Origin of the sequence: Hymenobacter fastidiosus (genome assembly GCF_039539565.1) — a bacterium.
GTDB lineage: Bacteria > Bacteroidota > Bacteroidia > Cytophagales > Hymenobacteraceae > Hymenobacter > Hymenobacter fastidiosus.
Genome location: NZ_BAABDJ010000033.1, coordinates 75,910 through 99,373 on the forward strand (window position 1 = coordinate 75,910; position 23,464 = coordinate 99,373).

Annotated in this window: 11 protein-coding genes and 1 pseudogene; 1 reads left to right on the forward strand and 11 read right to left on the reverse strand. The window is 56.9% G+C overall.

From position 1 onward, the window contains the following. Positions 1–679 precede the first annotated feature (679 nt). From ABD833_RS13730 to ABD833_RS13740, 3 genes are all read right to left on the reverse strand, one after another. Entirely contained in the window at positions 680–4,636 is a 3,957-nt protein-coding gene (locus ABD833_RS13730; protein ID WP_345073739.1) for a choice-of-anchor D domain-containing protein, read from the reverse strand. Between the two features lie 1,072 nt (positions 4,637–5,708). Then, a complete protein-coding gene (locus tag ABD833_RS13735) occupies positions 5,709–10,124 on the reverse strand; it encodes an IPT/TIG domain-containing protein (RefSeq protein WP_345073741.1) in 4,416 nt (1,471 codons plus the stop codon). A gap of 180 nt (positions 10,125–10,304) precedes the next feature. Then, a complete protein-coding gene (locus ABD833_RS13740; RefSeq protein ID WP_345073743.1) occupies positions 10,305–12,749 on the reverse strand; it encodes a T9SS type A sorting domain-containing protein in 2,445 nt (814 codons plus the stop codon). Between the two features lie 1,427 nt (positions 12,750–14,176). On the opposite strand from ABD833_RS13740, the pseudogene ABD833_RS13745 reads away from it, so the two are divergent. Continuing rightward, positions 14,177–14,521, forward strand: a pseudogene (locus ABD833_RS13745) (transposase); the annotation flags it as partial. A gap of 220 nt (positions 14,522–14,741) precedes the next feature. Here the strand turns inward: ABD833_RS13745 and ABD833_RS13750 are convergent. From ABD833_RS13750 to ABD833_RS13780, 8 genes are all read right to left on the reverse strand, one after another. Further along, positions 14,742–16,271 carry a carboxypeptidase regulatory-like domain-containing protein gene (locus tag ABD833_RS13750; RefSeq protein ID WP_345073747.1) on the reverse strand — a complete coding sequence of 510 codons (1,530 nt, stop codon included), beginning with the start codon at positions 16,269–16,271 and terminating at the stop codon, positions 14,742–14,744. A 61-nt stretch (positions 16,272–16,332) separates the two neighbouring features. Beyond that, complete coding sequence (gene csgH / locus ABD833_RS19375) at positions 16,333–16,689, reverse strand: curli-like amyloid fiber formation chaperone CsgH (RefSeq protein WP_425553663.1); 357 nt, start codon at positions 16,687–16,689, stop codon at positions 16,333–16,335. Positions 16,690–16,827: 138 nt separating this feature from the next. Beyond that, a complete protein-coding gene (locus ABD833_RS13755; RefSeq protein ID WP_345073748.1) occupies positions 16,828–17,412 on the reverse strand; it encodes a hypothetical protein in 585 nt (194 codons plus the stop codon). A 222-nt stretch (positions 17,413–17,634) separates the two neighbouring features. After that, complete coding sequence (locus ABD833_RS13760; RefSeq protein ID WP_345073749.1) at positions 17,635–18,453, reverse strand: hypothetical protein; 819 nt, start codon at positions 18,451–18,453, stop codon at positions 17,635–17,637. Between the two features lie 885 nt (positions 18,454–19,338). After that, positions 19,339–20,751 (reverse strand): CsgG/HfaB family protein, encoded by a 1,413-nt coding sequence (locus tag ABD833_RS13765; protein ID WP_345073750.1) that lies wholly within the window; start codon positions 20,749–20,751, stop codon positions 19,339–19,341. 45 nt (positions 20,752–20,796) lie between these two features. Continuing rightward, positions 20,797–21,237 carry a curli production assembly/transport component CsgF gene (locus tag ABD833_RS13770; protein WP_345073751.1) on the reverse strand — a complete coding sequence of 147 codons (441 nt, stop codon included), beginning with the start codon at positions 21,235–21,237 and terminating at the stop codon, positions 20,797–20,799. A gap of 35 nt (positions 21,238–21,272) precedes the next feature. Continuing rightward, positions 21,273–21,935: a CsgE family curli-type amyloid fiber assembly protein gene (locus ABD833_RS13775; protein WP_345073752.1), complete on the reverse strand. Its 663-nt coding sequence runs from the start codon at positions 21,933–21,935 to the stop codon at positions 21,273–21,275. Positions 21,936–22,274: 339 nt separating this feature from the next. Next, positions 22,275–23,453 carry a glutathionylspermidine synthase family protein gene (locus tag ABD833_RS13780; protein WP_345073753.1) on the reverse strand — a complete coding sequence of 393 codons (1,179 nt, stop codon included), beginning with the start codon at positions 23,451–23,453 and terminating at the stop codon, positions 22,275–22,277. Positions 23,454–23,464 lie beyond the last annotated feature (11 nt).

Genomic DNA, 23,464 nt, shown 5'->3' on the forward strand with positions numbered 1-23,464 from the left:
CGGGTGCCTACCGTGTGGTAGTCGTGCTTGAAAGAGTCTGCGCTCCACCAGACAATCAGAATTCACCGCCCGATACCGATTGTGGTCAGCAATTTTTGAACGACAACAAAAAGCAACCTCCGGCCTTAAAAACCAGGGCGAAGGGGAAGGCTAAAACGGCGGAGGGCGCGGGGCTTACCCCTGCCCGCTGTTCGCGCCAGGTCAACGCTTTCGGGCAACGACGGGCGGAAGCAAGCCCCGCATCCTACTTCGCCACGAGGAGCAGTTTCGGAGTTGGTGTCCGGAGGTACCGCCAAGTTGTACTGCGCGACTGGTTGCCCGGGTGCGAAGCAGTCGTCAGCCACGGGCGGCGAAGGGAAGCTTCGCGATACCAGCGCCCTGTAAACGAAGGACGAAACCGCTGTGAGGCAGTTTCCGGGTCAGGGTGCCGCCTCTGGGTAACGCGAAGTTTCCCTTCGCGGGTCGTTGCGGACGGCCCCAGCCAACTCGCGCCGGGCGTCGCGAAGTACAGCATCGCGGTACGCCGTCCACTGACTGGGAAACCGCTCTGGCGGCGGGCAGAGGCATCCGCCCACGGTAATGCCGCGCCCTTCGGCGGACCGAAAAAACGCAACCGGTTTCCCAAAAAAAAGCCTCTCCCAAAACAGGGAGAAGCTTTTCCAAAGCAAATAAAGCGGCGCTAGTTCTGCTTAACGAACTGACGCACTACGCGGCCGGTGGCCGAGATGACCTCCAGGTGGTAGAGGCCCGCGGGCAGGGCCGCGACGTCAAGCGTCGAGGCGCCGGTTGGGGCATTGCCTTCCAGTACCGTGCGGCCAACCGGGCTCAGCACGCGGTAGTGGGCCGCGGCGGGCAGCAGCAGGTGCAGCTCACGCTGCGTAGGGTTCGGGTACAGTTCCACCCCGTTGGTGGCACCCACCGCCACCACAGGCGACAGCGAAGCCTTGCCATCAAAGTCAACCTGCCGCAGACGGTAGTACGTCATTGTAGCCAGGGCCTGACGGTCGAGGGTGGTGTAGGTGTGGGCCAGGGTGCTCTGCCCCTGCCCGGCCACCGTGCTGATGGTGGTGAACTCGCGGCCATCGACGGAGCGCAGCACCTCGAAGCGGGCGTTGTTCTTTTCCGAAGCCGTAGTCCATTTCACCAGTACCCCGTTGCCCTGCCGGGCCGCCGTGAAGCGGACCAGCTCCACCGGCAGCGGGTTCAGGACGATGGATGGATCGGTGCTGGCCAGGGCGAAGTCGCTGAATGAAGTGAACGGGTTCGAGGTGATCGTACTGTTGATTACGATACCACGCCCGATATTTTCCCAGCCATTACCGCCGTTCTTGGCTACTACCAGGGTTGAGACGCTTGGATCGGTTACCTGGTCATCAGCCCCGAACGTGAGCGTGATAGTACCCAGGAAGTCGACCGGCGGCGCGACGGGGGTTACGGTGAAGTAGCGGATCCGCGATACCCGGGTTAGGTCCCCGGTCAGGCGGCGGTCGGCGAAGGCCTGGTCTTTCTGCTCGGCAATGTAAGTCGTTGCCGAGGTCTGGTCGGTAATATTCAGCGTAACCGGCCGGTAGGCAGCGCCCTTGCCAACCGGGAAGAGCACCGTAGCCGGACCAGCCACCGTCTGGCGGGCCAGTGGGCCGTTGACGAAGCTGCCGGCGGTAACGGCCAGGGTGGCCGTGCTGGTCAGCGTCAGCAGGTTGGTGGCGTCGGTAGCGAGCTTACCTACTGCCAGTTCCAGGCGGTTCAGCGTGAGCGAACGGGCCAGGGTTACGCCGGCCGCGTTGTTGATCTTCAGGTTGGAGGTAGGCCCGAATGTAACAGCTCCGGCACCAGCCGTCCCCCCGATGGTTTGGACCGCCGAGCCGTTCAGATTCACGGTTTTCGCTAGGGCGGCCTGCGGATTAAAAGTGAGCGTAGAGCTGCCATTCACCGTGAGGTTGCCCCCGATGGAAATGGTATTGTCCAGGTTCAGCCCGATAGCACCGCTGGTAACGGTCAAGTCGCCGACAATAACCAGGGTGCTGTTAGCGACCGAAGCCGCCGATTTGCCGTTGCCGATGTTGAACTCCAGATTGCCAAACGTCCGGCCGCTCAGCGGGGGCACGTTGGTCTGGGTAGGGCTCAGAGGGTTTTCCGGGACGCTGAATACATACAGGCTGGTTGGCTCCAGGGTAATAGCAGTACTGGGCGCGTTCAGACCAAATGGCTGGACGCCGCCGGCCTGTTCCAGACGGGAGCCATTGCGGAAAATTACCTTGTTGGCATTAGCAGTAATATCACCGAAAGGTGCGCCTATCATCTTCGGGGTTTGCGTGAACGAGCTGCCACTCAGTAACTCCACGCTGTTGGTGCCCGTGCCCAGCAGGCGGTGAGCACCGTTGTCGAAGACTATGCTGCCGCCAATGCTGGCCGTGGCGGCCGAAGCCAGCTGCAGGGTCAGGCCCGTGGTCAGGGCACTGGGGCTTGTTACGGTCAGCGTCGAGCCGCTGCCGATTGCCAGATCAGCGCCGCCAGTATTACCGTTGCTGATCGTCAGGGCGCGGTCACCGGTATTGGTGAACGTAGCCGTCACGTTGTTGCGGAAAATCAGCTGACCGACGGTCTGAGCAGAAATAAAGTCGGTAGTGACGGTTACCGTTGGCAGGGAGCTGCCATCGAAGATCAGCAGGTCGTTGGCCGCGGGGGTGGCGCGGACCGGCGTCCAGCTGTTGGGCTCAATCCAGCTCGTTCCGGTGCCGTTCCATAGGTAAGTCGGCGGAACCGTACCGTTCAGGGTGATGAGGTAAGGATTTTCCCCGCCCGTAGCATCGTTGTTGGCAATGCTTAGCGTAGCCGTTTGAGCCGTGGTAGTTGAAGGCGTGAACGTTACGGTGAACGTGGTGCTGCTGGTGCTGGCGATGGTGGTAGCCGGTTGCGCCGTTACGACGAAATCAGCCGAGCCCGACAGGGCCACGGGGGGCATAGTAGTAAGCGTTAGATCGGTGCTGCCACTGTTTTGAACGGTGAAGGTAGCCGTAGCCGTATTGCCCGACTGCACAAGTCCGAAATCGTATGAGCCACCGGAGGCGATGTTAGCACCATTCTGCGCAATGTTGATTTCCGGGCCGTTAGGTGCGGTCCCGCAGAACACCTTCACCTCATCCAGACGCCAGGGCGAAGTAGTGCTGCTGACCTTATTATAGCGTACCCAAACCAGAACACTGGAAGAATAAGCCGACAGGTCGACCGTGTACGGGTTGTAGCTGCCGGACGGCACGTTCGTATGGTCGAACGTGGCAACTGTAGTGAAGCCCGTGGTCTGGCTGGTGGTCGATACTTCTACCAGCAGGGTCTTACCGGTGGCGTTCGCCGTGCGGCCCAGGTAAAATGTCAGCGACAACGGATTGGCTACCGACGATGTAGTAAGCGAACCATTATTCGAGCCGAAAATCGCGGCGGCAGTCCCAAACTTTATGTCGCCCGCACTGATCGAGCGGGTAACACCGGTAGCCAGCCAACCAGCGGGCGGAACTGCCGTTTCAAACCCTTCGCTCAGGCAGTTATTTGTGCCTGCCGGGAACACCGTGCCGCTTAAGGCTACATTCGCTGAAGTGCTGCCCGATACGTTGGTGATGGTGCCGTTGGCGACCCCAGCCGGGGCCGAAGCCGTCAGGCGAACGTACACCGTGCTGCCGGTAACTGGTACCGATACCGAACCGGCAAAGCCTGAGCCAGTGGTCAACGACACTTCATAGCCAGTCGGAGCCGTTACGGTGATTGGGCTGGCCAAGCCAGAGGCAGCCAGACTGTAGCTCTGTTCGGCTGAAGCCGTGCCCGCAATGGCGGAGAAGCCGCTCAGCGTAGCCGGTGTAGCCGTAATGGCTGGGGCCGCTGTGGCAAACGTCTCATCGGTAGCATCGTAGGTAGTGCCGAATTCGCTGATGGTGTAGGCGGCCACGAGATACGTGGTGCCGGGCGTCAGGCCGGTCAGGGTGCTGGTGAAAGGGCTGGTGGTGCCGGCCGTCGTAGAGCCCTGCAATACGCCGGCACCGCCGATGCGCGGGTTGGCCGAAGTGCCGTAGACCACGCCCCGCCCCGTGATGGTAGCGCCGTTGGTAACGAAGGAGCCGCCCGTAGTAGCGGTAGTAGCAGTGATGGCCGAGGCAGCAGTGGTAGTCACCACGGGCTCTGCCGTCACGGCGAAGCTGCCGACCGAGGTGCCGGTGCCGCCCGGGGTGGTCACGGCGATGGTGCCGGTGGTCGTGCCGACCGGTACCGTGGCCGTGATGGTGGTCGCATCCACAAAGGTGAAGGCCGCGGCCGTGGTGTTGAAGGTTACGGCCGTAGCGCCGGTGAAGTTGGTACCGGTGATGGTAACCAGCGTACCCACCGGGCCGGTTAGCGGGTTGAAGCTCGTAATGGTCGGGACCGTGGCGGGCGGAGTGGCGTTGGTGGCGAACTGCTGCACCGTACCGTACCCGGTGCCGATGGAGTTGGTGGCGTAAGCCCGGTAGTAGTAGATCGTACTAGCGGTAAGCCCGGTTAAAGTAGTGTTGTAGCTACCGGCGGACGCGGTAGTACCAACCTGGACCTGAGAGACGGCTCCGCTGCTGGGTAGCAACAGGGTAGCGGCAGTACTTGCAGTAGTGCTATACACAAACCCGTACGAAGACGTAGTGGCGGGTACGCCCAGGCTGGTGATATTGCCGGCAATAGTAGCCCCACTGACGGATATGCCAGTAGCCGGCGTAGTAGTGGTAACGGTTGGTTCTACGTTGGCAGGAGGGGTACCGCCCGTGGCAGTAATCGTAATATCATCAACACCTAAAGCTTGTGCGTTGCTGGTTGTGACACCCGTTGTAACTGAGTAATTCCACGCCAGATATAAAGAGCTACCAGTCGCTAATGACTGAGCCAGGGCTTTGTTAGTAACTGCAACCGTTACGCTTGGTGCCGGAGTGACGCCAGCAGTAGAAGCATCCGCACTGAAGCTGGTCACAAAGTCATTACCTGCGGCCGTCCATGTAGCGCCGTCCGTCGAATAGAACATGCGGATAGAGAAACCAGCTGCATTTGAGCCATTGCGGTATTTCTCTACGTTGTAGCTAATCGTAAAATCTGTAATTGACGACGCTCCGTTATTGGTGAGCTGCACCATCAAGTTGACAGATTTACTTGCCGAGGCTGATGATAGTCCCCCTACGGCACGGTCTGTCGTCGTTGCGCTATTGCCGAAGTTATAGATGCCGTTTGTTGCTGTCGCACTGATGCTAGCAGAGCCAGCTTGTTCCGTATTACCAACTGCTGAAGCGTAAGCTGTTACCAGACGCTCAGTAGCAGATTTGCTCACCTTCCACCCTGTGGGCAATGCAGCAGTAGCTGTTGTTCCAATGGTTAAAGGTTCGGTTACTGTCGTCCCAGCGGAAATATTCACCGTTTGCCCCCACCCGACCAGCGGGCACAGCAGCAGCAGCAGCAGGAGGATCCTCCACATCGCCGGGCCGTTTCGAGGGTTGCGGGGCGAGTGAGTAGAAAGTGCAATCATATTGGAAAAGGTGTGGATGGAGAACGGAATCAGCCTATTTTACTCAAGGCTCGAGTCGCAAATCTACAGCTCCTTGCGGTTTTTTTAGTACTTCCCGGTGTTACTGAATGGTTACCCTTGAGCGTAAAAGCAAAAAAAGGCCTACCCTATAGTGGGTAGGCCTTTTTTATTTTTTGTTGCGCCGTTAGTTCTTCACCACGCGGCGGGTTACGCGCTGGCTGCCGTCGCCCACGGTCACCAGATAAATGCCGACCGGCAGGGGGCGCAGGTCAACGCGGCCGTCAGCGCCGAGGCGCGTCCGGAGCACTACGCGCCCACTCAGATCGGTTAGCTGTACGGGCGGGGTCAGGCCGGTCCAGGTCTTGGGCAGCGTGATGGTCACCTCCCCCACCGTCGGGTTCGGATACAGCTCGAAGCCGACCTGGTTGCGGGCATTGGCCGTGGCCGTGCTAATGGTCACCGTGAAGGTCACCGCCGCCGACGTACCACCGCCCGGAGCCGGGTTGGTTACCGTCACCGCCCGGGTACCTACCGTAGCCACCGCCGAAGCCGGTACCACCGCCGTAAGCTGGGTGGCCGAAACGAAGGTCGTAGCCAGCGCCGTGCCGGCGAAGTTCACCACCGAGCCCGGGAGGAAGTTCGTACCCGTTACCGTCAGCACGAAGGTCGCGCTGCCCTGCTCCACCATATTCGGCGAGAGGCTGGTAACAACGGGCACCGGATTCGGCTGAATTACGGTGAAGACGCCCGTCGAGGTAGCCGTGCCGCCCGGCGTGGTCACCGCAAGGGTGCCCGTCGTGGCCCCGGCCGGAACCGTAGCCGTGATGGTCGTCGCATTCACGAAGGTGAAGGCCGCTACCGTCCCGTTGAAGCTCACGGCCGAAACGCCCGTGAAGTTGGTCCCCGTGATGGTCACCACCGTGCCTACCAGACCCGAGGTTGGCGTAAAGCTGACGATGGTCGGCACCGCTGGCACTGGCGTGGTCACGGTGAACGTGACACTGTTCGAAGTGCCGCCACCCGGAGCCGGGCTGGTCACCGTCACGGCATACGTGCCGGCCGTAGCTACGGCCGAGGCCGGAACCGTGGCCGTGAGCTGAGTAGCCGAAACAAACGTGGTAGCCAAAGCCGCCCCGTTGAAGGTCACCACTGAGCTGCTCAGGAAGTTCGTACCCGTTACCGTCAGCGTGAAGGTCGCATTACCTGCTACCACCGTATTCGGCGAGAGGCTGGTAACAACGGGCACCGGATTCGGCTGAATCACGGTAAAGACGCCCGTCGAGGTAGCCGTGCCGCCTGGCGTGGTCACCGCAAGGGTGCCCGTCGTGGCCCCGGCCGGAACCGTAGCCGTGATGGTCGTCGCATTCACGAAAGTGAAGGCCGCTATCGTTCCGTTGAAGCTCACGGCCGAAACGCCCGTGAAGTTGGTCCCCGTGATGGTCACCACCGTGCCCACCAGACCCGAGGTCGGCGTAAAGCTGACGATAGTTGGGGCTACCGGCGTTACGGTGAATACCGTACCCAGCGCCGTTCCGCCCGGGGTCGTCACGCTGACCCGGCCGGTGGTGGCTCCTACCGGAACCGTAGCCGTGATGGTCGTCGCATTCACGAAGGTGAAGGTCGCTATCGTTCCGTTGAAGGTAACCGTCGATACGTCCGTGAAGTTGGTACCCGTGATGGTCACCACCGTACCTACCGGTCCGGCGGTCGGCGTGAAGCTCGTAATAGTCGGCACCGCTGGCACCGGCGTGGTCACGGTGAACGTGACACTGTTCGAAGTGCCGCCGCCCGGAGCCGGGCTGGTCACCGTCACGGCATACGTGCCGGCCGTCGTTACCGCTGACGCTGGTACGGCCGCCGTAAGCTGGGTAGCCGAGACAAACGTGGTAGCCAAAGCCGCCCCGTTGAAGGTCACCATTGAGCTGCTCAGGAAGTTCGTGCCATTCACCGTCAGCGTGAAGGTCGCACTACCTGCTACCACCGTATTCGGCAAGAGGCTGGTAACAACGGGCACCGGATTCGGCTGAATCACGGTGAAGACGCCCGTCGAGGTAGCCGTGCCGCCCGGCGTGGTCACCGCAAGGGTGCCCGTCGTGGCCCCGGCCGGAACCGTAGCCGTGATGGTCGTCGCATTCACGAAGGTGAAGGCCGCTACCGTCCCGTTGAAGCTCACGGCCGAAACGCCCGTGAAGTTGGTCCCCGTGATGGTCACCACCGTGCCTACCAGACCCGAGGTTGGCGTAAAGCTGACGATGGTCGGCACCGCTGGCACTGGCGTGGTCACGGTGAACGTGACACTGTTCGAAGTGCCGCCACCCGGAGCCGGGCTGGTCACCGTCACGGCATACGTGCCGGCCGTAGCTACGGCCGAGGCCGGAACCGTGGCCGTGAGCTGAGTAGCCGAAACAAACGTGGTAGCCAAAGCCGCCCCGTTGAAGGTCACCACTGAGCTGCTCAGGAAGTTCGTACCCGTTACCGTCAGCGTGAAGGTCGCACTACCTGCCACCACCGTATTCGGCGAGAGGCTGGTAACAACGGGCACCGGATTCGGCTGAATCACGGTGAAGACGCCCGTCGAGGTAGCCGTGCCGCCCGGCGTGGTCACCGCAAGGGTGCCCGTCGTGGCCCCGGCCGGAACCGTGGCCGTGATGGTCGTCGCATTCACGAAGGTGAAGACCGCTACCGTCCCGTTGAAGCTCACGGCCGAAACGCCCGTGAAGTTGGTCCCCGTGATGGTCACCACCGTGCCCACCAGACCCGAGGTCGGCGTAAAGCTGATGATGGTTGGCGCCGACGCCGTCACGGTGAAAGCGGTGGCCGAGGTGGCCGTGCCGTCCGGGTTGGTTACGGCAATGGTGCCGGTGGTCGCGCCGCTTGGTACCGTCGCCGTGATGGTTGTCGCGTTGGCAATGGTGAAGGCCGCCGCGGTACCGTTGAAGGTCACGGCCGTGACGCTAGTGAAGTTGGTTCCCGTAAGGGTAACGGTGGTCCCCACCGGGCCTGAGGCCGGCGTGAAGCTCGTAATCGTGGGGGGAGTTGAAGCCGGCGTCGTCACGAGGAAATTCGTCGCCGAGAAACCCCTGCCGGCGGGGGTCGTCACGCTGAAGTTGCCCGAGCTGGCTCCGGCCGGTATCGTTATCACGATTTCCGTGTCGCTGTTTACCGTGAAGGCAATGCTGCTGCCGTTGAGCGACACGGCCGTCGTCCCCACAAAATCGGTTCCCGTGATGGTTACCACCGTGCCTACCGGCCCGGAAGCCGGGCTGAAGCCGGTGATGGTCGGCGCCGCTGGCCCCGAGGTATCCACCGTGCCCGACACGGCCACATTCTCCGTCGCGCTGCCGCTGGCGTTGGTGATGTTGCCGTTGAAGGTTCCGGTCGTAGTGCCCTGCAGCCGGACGCTGATGCTGGTCGACGTCACTGAGCCGTTCGAGGCCGTCAGCGTCAGCGTGCTGCTGAAGGTGGTACCGGTCAGAGAAATTTCGTAGCCGGCCGGGGCCGTCACGGTCAGGTCCGTAGTCAGATTGGTACCCGACACCATGTAGGTTTGTACCGCCGAGGGCGTACCTACGGTCGTGGCAAAAGCCAGGGGGCCGTTGGTGGAAACAGTAATGGTTGGCGTTCCCACCACACCGCAGCCGGCATTGAGGGGAGCATCGGTGCTGGTCAGCTGCACCGGCGTAGTGCCGCCCGTGGGGTTCACCGTATTGGCCCCCGACGGCCAGACTCCGTCGGCATCGGTGTTGCAGTCGGTTACCTCGCCGGTGAGGACCGAGCGTTCCTCCACCCGGCGCACCCCGTTGGCGTTGGTGTTGGGCATGATGGTATTCCAGGCGCCGGAGTTGGTGCTGTAGCCCGGTATCACGCTGGCAATAGTAGCGCTGATGGGTTCAGCCACCGTTACGCCCAGGGGCCGGCCCGTGGCCGTGGTATTGTCGTACACTGCCACCAGATTGCGGGGGCTGGCCGAGGAGCTGCCTTTCAGGAAGGTCCCGTTGGTGGCTCCCGCCGTAGCGGCAAAGGCCAGCACCGTAACCCCCTGATTCAGGGCCAGCTTCTTTTCGATGGCCGGGGCCGTGGCCGCCGGGCCCAGCGTAATGGTCGGAAACACCACATTGCCGGCGGTAAAGCGGCCGTTGCCCGTGTTGACGAAGCCAAACCAGCCCGTAAACGAACCGGCCGCGTCAGTAGTGAACGTCTCGTAGCTGCCATTCGTACCCAGGCTTACCGAGCCGGTGTAGTAGGTATAGGTGCCAGCGTTGTTGTTGACCAGCAACGGGTTGCCGGCGCCGGTGTTAGTGGTGCCGATATCCACCGTACCACCGCCGGTCGCGGAGTTGGTCGCCGCCTGGGTGTAGTAGCGGTATAGGGTATTGGGGGTCAGGTTGCTCACCGTAGCCCGGTAGAGTAGCGGCAGGCGGGTAGCCGTGCCACTCCCCAGGTACTGGGGCACCACGAGGCCGGTAAAATCAGCCTGGGTCAGCGCCTGGGCGTGGCCCAGCAGCGGCAGCCCGAGCACGACCAGCAGGTGGAGCAGGAAGCGCCAGCGGCCGGGGCCGGAGTACGCCTGCCGCCGAAACAGAGTAAGGTTTTTGTTCATAATAAAAGAGTGGAAGAGATAAATCACCGCAACCAGCGGAGGTGGGTTTCAAAAGCGTGTTGTCCGTCCTTCCCTACGGAAAAGGTCTGGGAAAGATGATAGAAATCCGGAAAAACAAAAGAGGCCTCCCGCAAGCGGGAGGCCTCTTTTGTTTTTCCGGGCGGTGCTACTGACGAAAGCTTAGTTTTTTACCAGCTTCTTCGTCACCGTCTGGGCACCTTCGCCGATGATGACGATGTAGGTACCACTCTTCAGGTTATCCGTATTCAACTGACCGGCGGCGTTCAAACGGCTGGTCTGAATCTGACGGCCCGTCAGGTCCATGATGCGGACCAGCAGGTTGTCGGTCGAGCCCTCCGGCAGCTGAATGATTACGCTGCCCTGGGTTGGGTTCGGGAACAGGCTCACGTCGCCGAGCGAAGTACGAATGGCAACCGGACGCGTCGTCGTCGTCTTGCCGTCGAGGTCAATCTGCTTCAGGCGGTAGTACGACAGGCCAGCCAGCGGCTGGGCATCGGTTGCCTCGTAGCTAGTCCGCACGGTCGTGGTGCCCACGCCGGCTTTCGTCAGGATGGTCGTGAAGCTGTCTTCCGTACCGGTCTGGCTGCGCTGTACTTCGAAGCCGCGGTTGTTGGTTTCACTGGCCGTAGCCCAGTTCAGAACCACTGCACGGTTGCGCAGCTTAGCCGTGAACGTCACCAGCTCAACCGGCAGCGGGCTCTGGGGCTCAATGTTCGGCACCAGATAGTTTTCCGCATTCAGTACCCCGTCGTTGTTGAACTCAAAGCCGAAGAACTTGTAGCTCTTGGCCGGGTCCAGGTTGGTTACCGTGAAGGAGTTGTTGTTGCCGCTGAACACTACGTAGGTGTCGTTACCGCTGCCGATTTCCGTGCCCGTCCCGAAATTGTAGGCTCCGTTGGTAGTAGTACCCGGGTTGAAGTTCTGCTTGTCCTGGGGGAAGAGATTCTGCGGCAGGGTAGTCAGGAAAGTGCTGCTCCCGATAACCAACCGGTTCTGCCCGTATTGGCTACCTGCCGGGGCATTGGTCAGATTGAAGGTGATAGTAGCCGAATTACCGGTCCGTACCACCGTGGCCTGCGACTGGGCGGTAGGCTCGATGGCGATGCCAAAGCCCGTGGCCCGGCCAAACTGGCTGGTCAGGGTAAAGAAGTTCCCCCCGGAAAGGCTGGAAGTACGGAATTCCAGCTCCTGATTGGCGTTGCCCACGCGCACCGGCGCAAAGATTACCTGGAGAGCAGTGGAGAAGTTACCCGTTGCCGGGTCTGGCGTGATAGTCGCCGAGGTTACGTAGGTAACCCCACCATCGAGGGAAAACTTAAACTGGGGCGTCTGAGCCGGGTTACGCACCGGGTCCGTCGCATCAGCCGGGAAGCGCAGCTCCACGTTCCCATCGAGCAGGAAGCCTTCGAGCAGAACGGTAACAGGCGCCGATTGCTGAAGTTTCACGGTGTTGGTCGGAAAGCCGCCGATAGCCTGGTCCAACCGGATGGTTGGCTCGCTGATACCGGTAACCGATACGTCGAAGTTCGGGGCCGGCGCACTGGAGTTGCGGACCGTGCTGGTCACCGTGATGGCCTGAGCACCGGGTACAAAACGAACAAACACCGGCACCTGTTCTACGTTGTTTTGCGCATCGCGCTGGAACGTAATAGTAGAAAAGAAGTCATTCGTGTTGCCGGTTTTCGAAACCTGGAAGAAGCCGGCGTTCGGGCCGGTTGCCCCTACCGTCAGGTCCTGTACCAGGTTGGTACCGGCCACCAGGAAGCGCTGAGCTACCGAAACAGTGTTAGGCCGGGTAGCAAACGTAAAGGTATTACCATCGGGATTGGATACCGAAATATCCGAGGTGCCACCGCTGGCGTTGTTCGCCGTAACGGTAACTACCCGCGAAGTGGACCCAGTACTGGATGCCGTTATGGTGTTGCTGAACGGACCAGGCGCCACCGTAGCCACTAGTCGTACCTCAATCACCTGGAGGGCCACGGTACCACTCGTCTGCGTCAGGGTAATCGGGCCGCTCACAAAGCTGCCACCGGCGCTGGCATTGCGGAACTGGATGTTGGCGCTGCTTGACGTCAGCACGATGTCGGCGGACAGACCGGTGCCCCCTACTTCGAAAGTCTGGGTTGAGGCACTACCGCTGCTGGTAACGGTTCCAAAATCAATGGTGGAAGGATTAACCGTGATACCCTGAGGGCCTGCTACTGAAGTACCCGTTACGGTCACGTTGTTGCTCACGGTCCCCGTGCCGTTCGGCGTGGAAACCCCTACCGCACTGGAGAAAGTCCCTGGCGTTGTTGGCACAAACCGCACGTCGATAGTAGTAGTGGCTAAGTTGCCCCCACCAGGAGTAAGCACAATAGGTGCCGAGCTGAACAGGCCCGTGCCGGTCCTAATCTGAAAGTTTGCGGGAGCCGTAATCGTAACGTTACCCTGCAGGTTGCTGCCGCTAACGGTGAACGACTGACTTGGCGACCCCGCACCAACTGCCGTGGAGGGGAAGTTCAGCGTGGTTGGGGTAACCGTTAGTATCGGCGTGGGCAGCACCCCCGTACCCGACACACCCACTGTTTTCGGGGCGGCGCCCGTACTTTCGAAGGTCACGTTGCCCACAAAGTTTCCGGTCGCATTAGGCAGGAACCGGACATTCACGGTAGTATTGACAGTACCAGTTCCTGGTAGGATGCTGATAGAAGAGGCGAAAGCACCACCATTAACGTCGGCATTGCTTACCTGAAAGCCCGTTGGAGCCATCACAACGATAGGTGCAGTCAGCGAGGTAGCGGTCACGGTCACCGGCTGTGAAGGCGAAGCCGTATTCACAACCTGCTCGCCGAAGCTGAGCGAGGCGGGATTAACGTTGATAGTCGGGACTCCGGCAGCACCAGTACCGATAACATCGATGAAGGCAGATAATGTATTACGACCTGCTATACCGGTAGCGGCAATGAACTCATTTGCTGGCGCTGCTGGCGTAGAGCCTACAAAGGTTGGGCGGAAACGAACGAATATAGTACCGCCAGCGGCAGGTAAAGTCAGGGCCGAACCGTACGTACCATTCGCCGTGAGACTACCCTCAAAAGACGGTGCATTAGCAAACGATACCGAGATATTACCGGTCAGGCCAGTACCGGTAAAGGTGTATTGATTGGAAGGAGAAGACACCTGACCGACTGGTACAGTACCGTAGTTATCCGGTGTACCATTGGTATTGGGACTGACGGTTAATGACTGGGCCTGTGCAAGAACTGGCAGCGCCAAAAGCAGCAGGAGCAACAGCCGCAGAAAGAGCGGCTTGTTTCCCGGCTTTGCACTTGAGTAAGTGTTTTTCATGGTATGTAGAGAGTAAGGGTTACGAAGGAAGAAGAGTAGCAAGCTGACTTTCAGATGATAAGTCAAAACTCACGGTGATTACGCTAAAGCAAGAGGGATGGATTACTAATTTTCACAGGTTTTATGTAATTTTTTCAAGTCAGCTAGGCCCATTGTCGGGGCAGGCAACGCTGACTTATTCTCATATTCCGTGCCAAAGGCCCATTTAAGGAGTAATAAAAGCAAGTATCAAAATTTAGTCTCCCCGCTAATAATATTGTTTTATCCATGTTTGATTGAACGAAAGCAAATATAATCCCCGGCAGATATTCTATTTCGAGTGCAAAGTTGTAGGTTTTTTTACACATCACGTGTTTTTTTATCTTCTCGAATACAGCTGCCCAAGCTAAGAGCTTCAGTATTGAACACGGTCGGCCAACAGGATTCAACCTGATTAAGTGCTGGCTTCACCTTTTTTTTATCAACGAAGCGGGTTAGAAGCTGCTGTTACGCGGAGCATTACTGAAACCCTGTTTGAGGAGCCAGGCGTTAGAAGCGGGAAGCGGGAAGTCAGCATAAGAGCAGGTTGCCCAGGTAAGGCGCACCTACCCGGTCACCCGTTTCGTTCCTTCATCTTGTACCGCCTGATTCCTAAGCTTCTGGCTTCCAGCGCCTAACCTCTAACAGCCGGCAACCCACCTCACCCCGCGGAACATCAGCTAGTGAGTCGGCAAGTCTTCCCCCACGAAGACCAGAGCGCGGGCGTGTCGTATCTGGTCAGCAGCGACACGGACTTGGATCAGGCGCAAATGACGACGATTTACCAGAGACGGTGGAAAGTCGAAGAATACCATAAGTCGCTCAAACAGAATGCGTCAATGGGCAAGTCGCCGACCAAAACCTTCGCTACCCAAGCTAATCACTTCTTTGCCGCCCTGCTGGCTTATACCGAGCTTGCAGCGCTTAAACTCCGGCGCTGTCTGGGCCACTTTCGCCTCAAGGCCCAACTCTACGCCGTCGGCCTGAAAGCCATGTATCAGCAGCTTGAGCGCCTAAATGCATAACGAACCTGTTTAGGGTTTCGGTTTTTTCGTCGTTTGTCATCCTTCATCTGGCGTACGCTTGCGAAGGACCTTCTTACGACTGCTCATTTTGGCCTAATTCCAAGTGGTACGGACGTGATAAGGTCCTTCGCTCCGCTCAGGATGACAGCTTTTTCGAAACCCTAAACAGCCTCAACAGCAGTTTACCTTAACGCTACTCACCTCCTGCCTCACGATACCTTTATTGCCAATCAGGCAATGTAGCATTGGCAAACAGCTTAGCCCGGTTTTTCCCATCCACGTCCATTATCCATATTTCAGGGGGTGCCAGGTTGTCATTGTTCATATTAACGAAAATTACCTTCGAGCCGTCCGGCGAATAGCGCGGAAAAAGGTCGTTGGTTCCAGCCGGCTTTCCCTGGTTTACACTGCCCATGCTTGTGGGCGACAAATCAACCAATCCGCTGCCATCAAGCTTCTGGGAAAATATGTGGGCGTTCAGTTGTCGGCCATTGGCATTTTCATACCCGTCTACATCCCGGCTGTATAGAATACGGTCACCGATGATGCTGAAAGAAGGAGAATCGAGACGGCCTGGCAGGTTATCAACCACTTTAACCTGATTGGACCCGTCAGCGCTCATGGTATAAAATTCCGCTTCGTAGATATTCGCTCCCACGGTCTGAACAATAATACGGTTCCCCTGGAGGGCCCAGTCACATTCCCGAAAATTGCGGCCTACCGGGGCAGTAGCTATCTGTAGCAGGCCGGTGCCATCCCGGTTGATCCGCCACAGCTTGTCATAACTGGCATAAACGAGTTGCGAACCATCCGGGGACCAGTGATAACCTATCCCATAGTTGCCGTAGCCCTCCACGGGAATCATGCCCGGAGAAATTTGACGCTGGTCCGACCCATCACGATTCATAGTATACAACTGATAGCGCCCCGTAGCATTAGAAGTATAAGCCACTCTATCGCGGGTAGGGCTCAACTGCGGAGCCGTTTCCACAAACGCAGAAGTAGTAAGCCGGATCAGGTTGCCGCCGATATTATCGGAACTGTAGATATCAGTATTGCCACCCATATTCCGTACATATAGGTACCGGTTTTCAGGCAGGGCAGACGTCTGGAAACGCCACACGTCTCCCCGAACCATCTCCCCAGCCTTGTCATAAACCGTTACCTGCCAGATATACTGCTTATTGTACTTCAGATCAACCGTAACTGCAGTATCACGGGAATTATTCAATACCTGCTGTTGATCGAAGGAATTGCTTTCGTAGAGAATCACACTTGATCTTAACGAATCGTTTTTATCCGGATCCGTTACGCGCCACTTAAGGGTAAGACGTACCGGCTGGTCAGTAGCTCCATTGGCCGGACTAGGTTCAGATGGCGCATTGGGACGGCGGTTGGTACCACTGGCTTTCTCCAAAATCACTGTCACTGGTGTTACTCTCCCCTCATCTACCTGCACATTAACACTTTCGGTCTTGTAGTCCGTTTTTCGAACCGAAAGCGTGTATTTACCTACCACAAGGTTAGGCAAGGAAAATTTCCCCTGATTATTGGTTGTAAAGGAGGTGGTGGCTGGGCTGGTGGTAATTACTACGTTAGCTAGCGGCACATTATTATTGCCGCCGTCGAGTACCACCCCTTCTAATGCGCCGTAGTAAGCGGGCTCAACAGTATTGTTCTCGCAAGCCAAAAGCACCGGGCTCAGGAGCAAAATCAACAGACGGGCTACTGTACGGAAGGAGAACAACATAAGGTGGGATAAGGGAGAAGGCGAAAAAGCAGGAAAAGAATCTGTCTTCACGGGTGAAATATCAGCACTGGGTGGTGGAGCCGATAAGCAATGAGTCCGGGACCAGGAGTTTATCCGGCCTATCGAATAGTTGCAGCTCTAGTTGGCAGTGGTCGGCCGGGCGTAGGTTAATTCTGGTTTGGGACAGGGAGGTTACCTGTTGAGCAGCGGCTACAACCTCCCCCCTCTGCGAATTGAGCGAAGTGCCCGTGGCACCCTGTTCCTCTACCCGGAGCTCATAGATCAGACGCATAGATTGGCTGGTGAAATTTGAAGTATACCCTACTACCTCTAAGGTATCTCCTGGCTGACGAGCATCAAGTATTGCCCGCACTCCGGTTGTTCCGGCAGGCCACCGATTTTCAGGATACTGACGCATGATAGTAGCAGACAAGCATTAAAGCTAATAAATATTATAGTTTACCCTAATATAACAACACGTATAGGCTTTTAAACTTAAAGTATAAAACTCCGGGTGGCCGGAACCACCCCGGAGTATAGGAGCAGAATAAGAGGATTAAGGCCCCACTTTACCCTGTTCTATGGTCATCTTGATCCCATTGCCTTTCATATGAATCTCGTAACCCGGTGGCGCAGCTGCTCCATTCTCCCGTTGGGTCAACTGGTTGTTATTCCCTTGTTGCTGCACTTTATACCGCCGTTCATCCACGTTAAGCTCCTGGGTAATCTTGTTATAACTGCCATCCTGAAGAATGAATGACTCGGTCTCATAGCCATTAATGTCGCTGGTAACGTGATTACGATTTCCGACTTGTTTGACGGTCGTACTATTGCCCGCGCCGGTTTGAGTTGCATTTACCACGTTCGTGTTGCCTAACTGCAGCACGACGGCAGTATTGCCCTGAATACCCAATAAGCGCTGGTCAATGGTGGCCGCGTTGTTGTTACCCTGCTGAGCTAAAATAGATCGGTCGATGCTGCTCTCGGGCAGGCTATTTAGCTGTTCCGTGCCAAACCTCTCAACCAACCGCTGCTCCTTGCTGATTTCTTCCTTCGGTTCCTTGGATTGAGTCTGTGCGCTGACGTAGGCACTACTTAGCCCAAGCAAGACGGTAAGGGAGTACACGCATATTTTTTTCATGGCGTTTGTGAGAATGAGACTGTTAGAAAAGATCACTAACCCATTGGATCAGCCGGAACGAGCCTTCCACTGCTATAAAAATAAGTTTATTTATTAATAATATAATACAAAGCAGATAAATATTTTCAGCCCTTCGAAAGGCAAATAGCACCCTGCGGACGATACGTCTGCAGGGTGCTATTCATAACCTTAAGCATAGATCACACCAGGCTCGCAAGCCGGTTATGGATGGTTCTGCTTCACCAAGCTCTGGTTGTTGTTACCAAACTGAGTTACATCACTTGAGTTGTTGTTGGTGCCCTGGTAGGTGGCAGCGAGGTTACCCGAACCCGTCTGACGCTGACGAGCATAGTGCGAGCCGGCATTATCCTGATCGATAAAGGCCGTGTTACCGGGGGTAATGAAGAAGCCAAAGGCATCCTGCTGCTGGATAGCAACGTTGTTTGACGAGCCTACCTGATCAATTGTAGCGACGTGGTTATCTAACTTCTGGTTTTGCGAAGCGAAGTTGGAGTTCCCAATCTGAGTGATAGTAGCCGAGGAGTTGAAGCTACCCAGAAAGTTATCCCCCTGAATCTGAGATGCTTGGTTCAGATTCCCAACGGAAGTGATACTGGCAACGTTGTTAACCCCTCCCTGATCCTGGAAGCCGATGTTGAAAGAACCAACCTGTACGATCGTGGCCCGCTGGTTAGTTGCACCGAAGCCATCTTTCGCGTGCTGGAACTGACTGGAGGCGTTCCCACCACCTATCTGTGTTGAGTTTGCAATATTACCATTCCCTTGTCTCTGATCCTGAATGGTGCTGTTGGCATTCCCAAGCTGGGTTGAATTCATGTCGTTGAAAGCTCCTGATGCCTGGGTCTGCTTTAAGATGTTGTTATTACCGGTCTGGATTCCATCAGCTGAGCTAAAGCTACCTTGCTGAGTTTGAGTGGCTCCGTTAGTATTACCGGTCTGGCCGAGGGTTTGGGTATTAAACTGAGCATTGGCGGCACCGGCTACGAGCAGGGCGGCTGCGAGGAATGAAAGTTTTTTCATGGGAGAAAGGGGGCTAGAAGAGGTGAGGGTTAATTTGGCATTTTGCTATGAAAAAATATTCCCTCCGGAGGAATAAAACAAATATATGATGGTAAAGTGAAAAGTCAAAGCCATTTGATAAAAAATTTAAAACTATTATTTGCTTAGTTATATAAAAGCGTTTGTCTTATTCCCCTCTTGCACCAGTCGCATCCTGTATCAGTCTGATTACAAACCCAGTGTCTTAATGCGAAAGATTTGTCTGGCACCTCAACTTCTACCTGATGTAGACCGAAGCCCCACTCGTTGCAGTTGTCCGGCCGTGATGCGGTACTGCGCTTCAGCCTTGCTCCCTGGTCTATGGTTTCGATATCACAACAACATATAGCCCCGTCGTTGCTAGCCTTGTTCACTATCGTGCGCTACGTGACTATACTCCTAGCACTCCGTAGGGTGCGGGGCTGGCCCCCGTCCGTCGGAGAACGAACTCCTGGCGATTCGTTCTCCGACGGACGGGGGCCAGCCCCGCACCCTACTTCCTTTTCGCAAACCACTGCGCGAGGAGTATAAGACCGGCTGCGGCTAACGTGGCCGGCCCCACAACCGACCACCTTAGCTGGTAGCGGGATACTTTTTTTTCTGGCATTCACCGGCCGATTTGCGCGAGCCAGCACCGGTAATGGCGGGCTGCACATCAGGTTTATTTATAGCTGGCAGCTGGAAACACCGGCGTTTTGACGCAGTAGTGCCTAACAGGCTCCGGGCGTTAGCAAATTTCGTATTTTGATGGGAGATACCGATACGTTTCACGCAGGACAAGGGCCCGATTCCCTCTATTCTACGGCAGTCCGGTGTAGTAGAGCGAGGCAGGATTGCTCCCAATGCAGGCGGAGCCCCCCCTTGCACCTACTTGTTTACCGGCGTTATAACTTCACGAGGGCGGCTCAAGTAGAAAACCAGACTGGCCCGGGCAGCCCAGTAATTATCGTTGTACTTACCTAGCCTCACCCGATCTAAATTATCGGATAAGTAGTAATGGTTATCTACTCCAATGCTCAGGGCCAGCTGATCCGAGGGAAGTACCTCAAATCCTATCCCTGCTACTGCATGGGGCAGAACACTGATGGTCACGAAGCTCTGTACGCGAGAAGTAACCCCTCCACCCAGTAGTAGGTAAGGAGTATACCGGTCCCGCGGGAATAGCCGGTATATCCCGCTCAACTCGGCGTAGTTGAAGCTTTCCCGGTAGAAATCGCCGGCACCCAGCTCAAAGCGGCCTATATTCACTGCGGCGGATAGTTTATGATTCGGGGTGGCTATATAGCGTACGGTTAGTTCGCCACCCGCCCGTAGCTGAGGTCGGGCAAGGTCCCCCGAATAGCGTATTGATGCCCCGCTCAGACCGAGACCAATATGGCCCCGGCGGTCCCGCTGGGTTCGTCCCAACACGTCAATCTGCTCGTTTTCCCGTTTTTCCTGATAGTATTCAGTTACGGCCAGACCGTTACGATCTGCGGCATTGCGCGGCGCCCACAGGCCCTCTTTCATCCCCTCATATATCAAGGCCTCCACCGCTTTCTCAATAGCCTCTTTTATGGCCATCTCGGATGGCTCATTGTAGGTAAAGCCTGTTTCTGCTTCTAACAGGCGCTTGAAGTTGACGAACCGAAATAAGCTGGCGTCAACCTGCTGCGACAGGATCGTTTTAGTAGTGTATACGGTCTTCATGATTTCACCGCTTCCGGTGCTGATAGCCCGTAAGTAAATAGTTACCCGATCCTGGCGGTATTGCCCGGAAGCGCCTGCGCCAAAGTAGCGCAACCCAGCTCCCCCGGTTATTACATTGGCATCGTAGGAAATAATGCCTCCTTCCAGAATCACGCCGGCAAACAGTAGCGGCGGTAGGGGCGGCTCCTTCCGGCCATTGGCTTCAGAATACTCCGCCCGGCTGGAACGAATGATTTTTCGCTCATTAAGCAGGTTTCCCAGGTTTTCGCGCTCTATGGGATTGAACCACTTAGACTCCTCCAGGGCCCGCAGCAAAATACTGGTCGCCCCTTGGGTTATAGCCGTGGAAAAACTAGCCCCGTTCAACGTGGGCTTATACTGGCCCGTCTGGTCCCGGAATTTATAGACCGCTACCACCACCCTTTCCTTGGGCTCCGGAAGCTTTTTCAGTAGATCATTGCCCCGGACTTCGGCGCCCAATCGCGCGCCTTCAGTGGCCATGGGTTGATGGAAATAAGAAGCGCAGCCGTTAAAAACTACGCTCATCAAAGGCAATAGCCAGCGGATCAGACGACGGTGGGAGGTCGGCATAGTAGACAGTAAACGGAAGTGAGGAGCCAAGTCTAAAAACCAGGTTTAAAAGCCGGGCACAACGATAGTGGTCTGATTACCGGTGGAAGTGTCCGTAATCTGAACGGAAAAGCCGCCCCCGGAATTTGGCGTTACCTGGATCTGGAATGAGCCGACTTTATACGCGCCTTCTTTCAGACCACCAGTGCCGAACTGGTCTCCGATCAGCTTGCTGGATAACTGACTCAGGATCTGCTGATTCAGACTTTGCTCAAACTGCTTGAGCGGGTCCTGATTAAAGCCCCCGGGGGTGGGTTTGACGGCGTTAGGGTCTTCAATAGTATTTTGGGCCTGGGCCGAGCTAAGCAGCCAGGAATAGTTGAAGGTGTTTCCTCCGCCAAACGACGGATTCTTGGGTTCGTAAGTGAAATCCTGAGCGGCAGCCAGGTGCGTGCTCAACCCGAAGGCGGCGGCTGATAGTAGTCGCGGCAACAATGAGATATTCATGGCCAAAAATGATTAGGATAAGATGAAGGACGCAATCAGAAAATACCGGAGCCCGTCTGGTCGCCGGTTTCCAGCTGTTGACTGACGTTACGCGAATTCGTCACGTATTCGATAGCGACTCCGACGGCATAAGCCGCTGTTTCCTCAATCACCTCCGCCTTTGACTGCAGAGGCAACTCGAGTAGCTCATTGTCATTCACCTCTACCGATACCAGGATATTAATACCCCGGGCAGGCTTTTCCCGAATGGTAACAGTGAAGTCGCCGGCATCGGCGGGAGCTTCCCACAAAGCAAAAAACGCATCATAAAAATCGTGACCAACCTTGGTGATGGTCTGATCTACTACCAATCCTTCTATTTCGGTTGGCCGGAAACGCCGCCGCTGGCTGTTTAGCTTGGCAGAGTCCTGGACGGTGGCCTTCAGTAAAAGCTGCAGCGCTTCTTCGAGCTTTTTGGCTGGCAAAGGCGCTGCCTCTGACTCCCTTTCAATCTTCGGCGCTGATGAAACTGTTGACGTCTCCCCTTTTTCGGCGGTAGTTTCAACCCGTTGCTTCGGAGAAGCGAGTTTGGGAGAAGCGGGTTTACCAGGAACAGTAGTTACCGGAAGTTTTTTTACCGGTGTCCGTTTAGCGGGGGCCGCGGGCGCCGGGAGCTGCTTCTGCTGAGCTTTACTGGTTTCAACGGCTAGTAAGAGCATCAGCAGACACCCTAACCCCATCACCCAGGGCCGCCACCACAGTACCAGAAGTGGCTGGAGCGGTGAAGCGGGCGTAACTACTGGCTTGCTGGGAGTGGCCATAGACGAAGGACCTTGCAGCCCTGATTTAGAGATAGTTTCATTCGACGCTTCCTGGCTCCCGGCAGATAGCCGAGGTAGCTTGGTGGTATAAACTTAATTCTTTAAAAGAATAATACAAGCCTATTATCTTGATTTGAAGTAATATTTTAGCAAAATGTTTATACGAAACAGCTTACACACAAAATGTACTCCATAGCTCATCGCACTTCGCGCACCACCCCGGGCAACTGCTGTTCATCAGCTTATAAGGTGAGGTACAAACTCCGACAAATTGGTAATCACCCCCGTGGCCCGACGAAAGCTGATAGCACAGGCCCTGCCAGCCCAGAACACGCCAGCCTGATACTGGCGGTGCTGCACGTCGGTAGGTAACTGGACCCAGCGCTGCCGTACCTGAGGCTGATGAGCAAACTCGCCGGGCTGCTCCTGGCGCACTTGCCCGGCTTCTATCTCGACTATATTCTGGCCTTCGCGGCCAAGCAATGGCTTACGGACGTAGCGGCCGTCTAAATCCTCCAACGCTGCTTCGAGCAGTAAGGGATGATGCGGATATACCTGCCATAGCCACGCCAGCAGCCCTTTGCTTTGCAAGATCAACGCATAAGCCGGATTGGCAATGATAACGTCCCGGCTTAGCTGCAGCTGAGTCAGGTCGGCGGTCAGCTCGGGTTCTTCCCCGGCTATAATTTCCCAGGGCACCAGCTTAAAGAGGAAGGCAAACCGTTGCCACTGCCCGTTTTCTACCTCAGCCCACACGCCCCGGTCCTCCCCCGTCACCGACACCTGCATGGCATCGACCGGGCACGCGTATATCCGGGTGAACCCACTGATGCGGGCAGCCTCGGCAATAACCGAGCAATTGGCGGCATCCTCGGCACTATCGGGCAGGTACACCAGCAGCAGGCTGGTATCAAGGTCGGGGTTGAGTAGCCGCCACTGGTTTAGCTGCGCTTCCAGGCCTTCAAACAAGCCGTTGGCCTGCCGGTCGTCGTCGGCCTGGCTGGAAGCGACCAGGCTGGCCCATTGTACCACGGCCGTTTCGGGAATGCTGGTGGCCGTATCAGCATTAAACTCAATCAGCTTGGGCCCTTGCGGGGTACTGGCCAGATCGAAGCGACCATACAGATGCCAATGCCGGTCGTCGTTCCAGGAGTGACGCACGGCCGCCCAGAGATTGGCCGGAATGGCCAGCAGCTGCAAAAACTCATCGGGCACCGGGTCGGGCACGGATTCTACGCATAAAGCGTAGAGCGTATCGGCAGCGGCCATCAGGCGGTCGGCCTCAGCTTCCGGCAACAGCACGGCTTCGCGGGCCACGTAATTTTCGCAGGCCTCCTCCACGGCCCACTCCCAGCCTAAGGCCCGAACGGCAGGGCCCACATCCCCGCTCAGAGGCTGCAAACGGATAGTAGTCATAGCAGATCAGT

What these genes read in the sequence shown, in the direction of transcription:
- ABD833_RS13735 (WP_345073741.1), bottom strand. Translation starts at nt 10,124, where the DNA reads ATGAACAAAAACCTTACTCTGTTTCGGCGGCAGGCGTACTCCGGCCCC.
- ABD833_RS13750 (WP_345073747.1), bottom strand. Translation starts at nt 16,271, where the DNA reads ATGTTGTTCTCCTTCCGTACAGTAGCCCGTCTGTTGATTTTGCTCCTG.
- csgH (WP_425553663.1), bottom strand. Translation starts at nt 16,689, where the DNA reads ATGCGTCAGTATCCTGAAAATCGGTGGCCTGCCGGAACAACCGGAGTG.
- ABD833_RS13755 (WP_345073748.1), bottom strand. Translation starts at nt 17,412, where the DNA reads ATGAAAAAAATATGCGTGTACTCCCTTACCGTCTTGCTTGGGCTAAGT.
- ABD833_RS13760 (WP_345073749.1), bottom strand. Translation starts at nt 18,453, where the DNA reads ATGAAAAAACTTTCATTCCTCGCAGCCGCCCTGCTCGTAGCCGGTGCC.
- ABD833_RS13765 (WP_345073750.1), bottom strand. Translation starts at nt 20,751, where the DNA reads ATGCCGACCTCCCACCGTCGTCTGATCCGCTGGCTATTGCCTTTGATG.
- ABD833_RS13770 (WP_345073751.1), bottom strand. Translation starts at nt 21,237, where the DNA reads ATGAATATCTCATTGTTGCCGCGACTACTATCAGCCGCCGCCTTCGGG.
- ABD833_RS13775 (WP_345073752.1), bottom strand. Translation starts at nt 21,935, where the DNA reads ATGCTCTTACTAGCCGTTGAAACCAGTAAAGCTCAGCAGAAGCAGCTC.
- ABD833_RS13780 (WP_345073753.1), bottom strand. Translation starts at nt 23,453, where the DNA reads ATGACTACTATCCGTTTGCAGCCTCTGAGCGGGGATGTGGGCCCTGCC.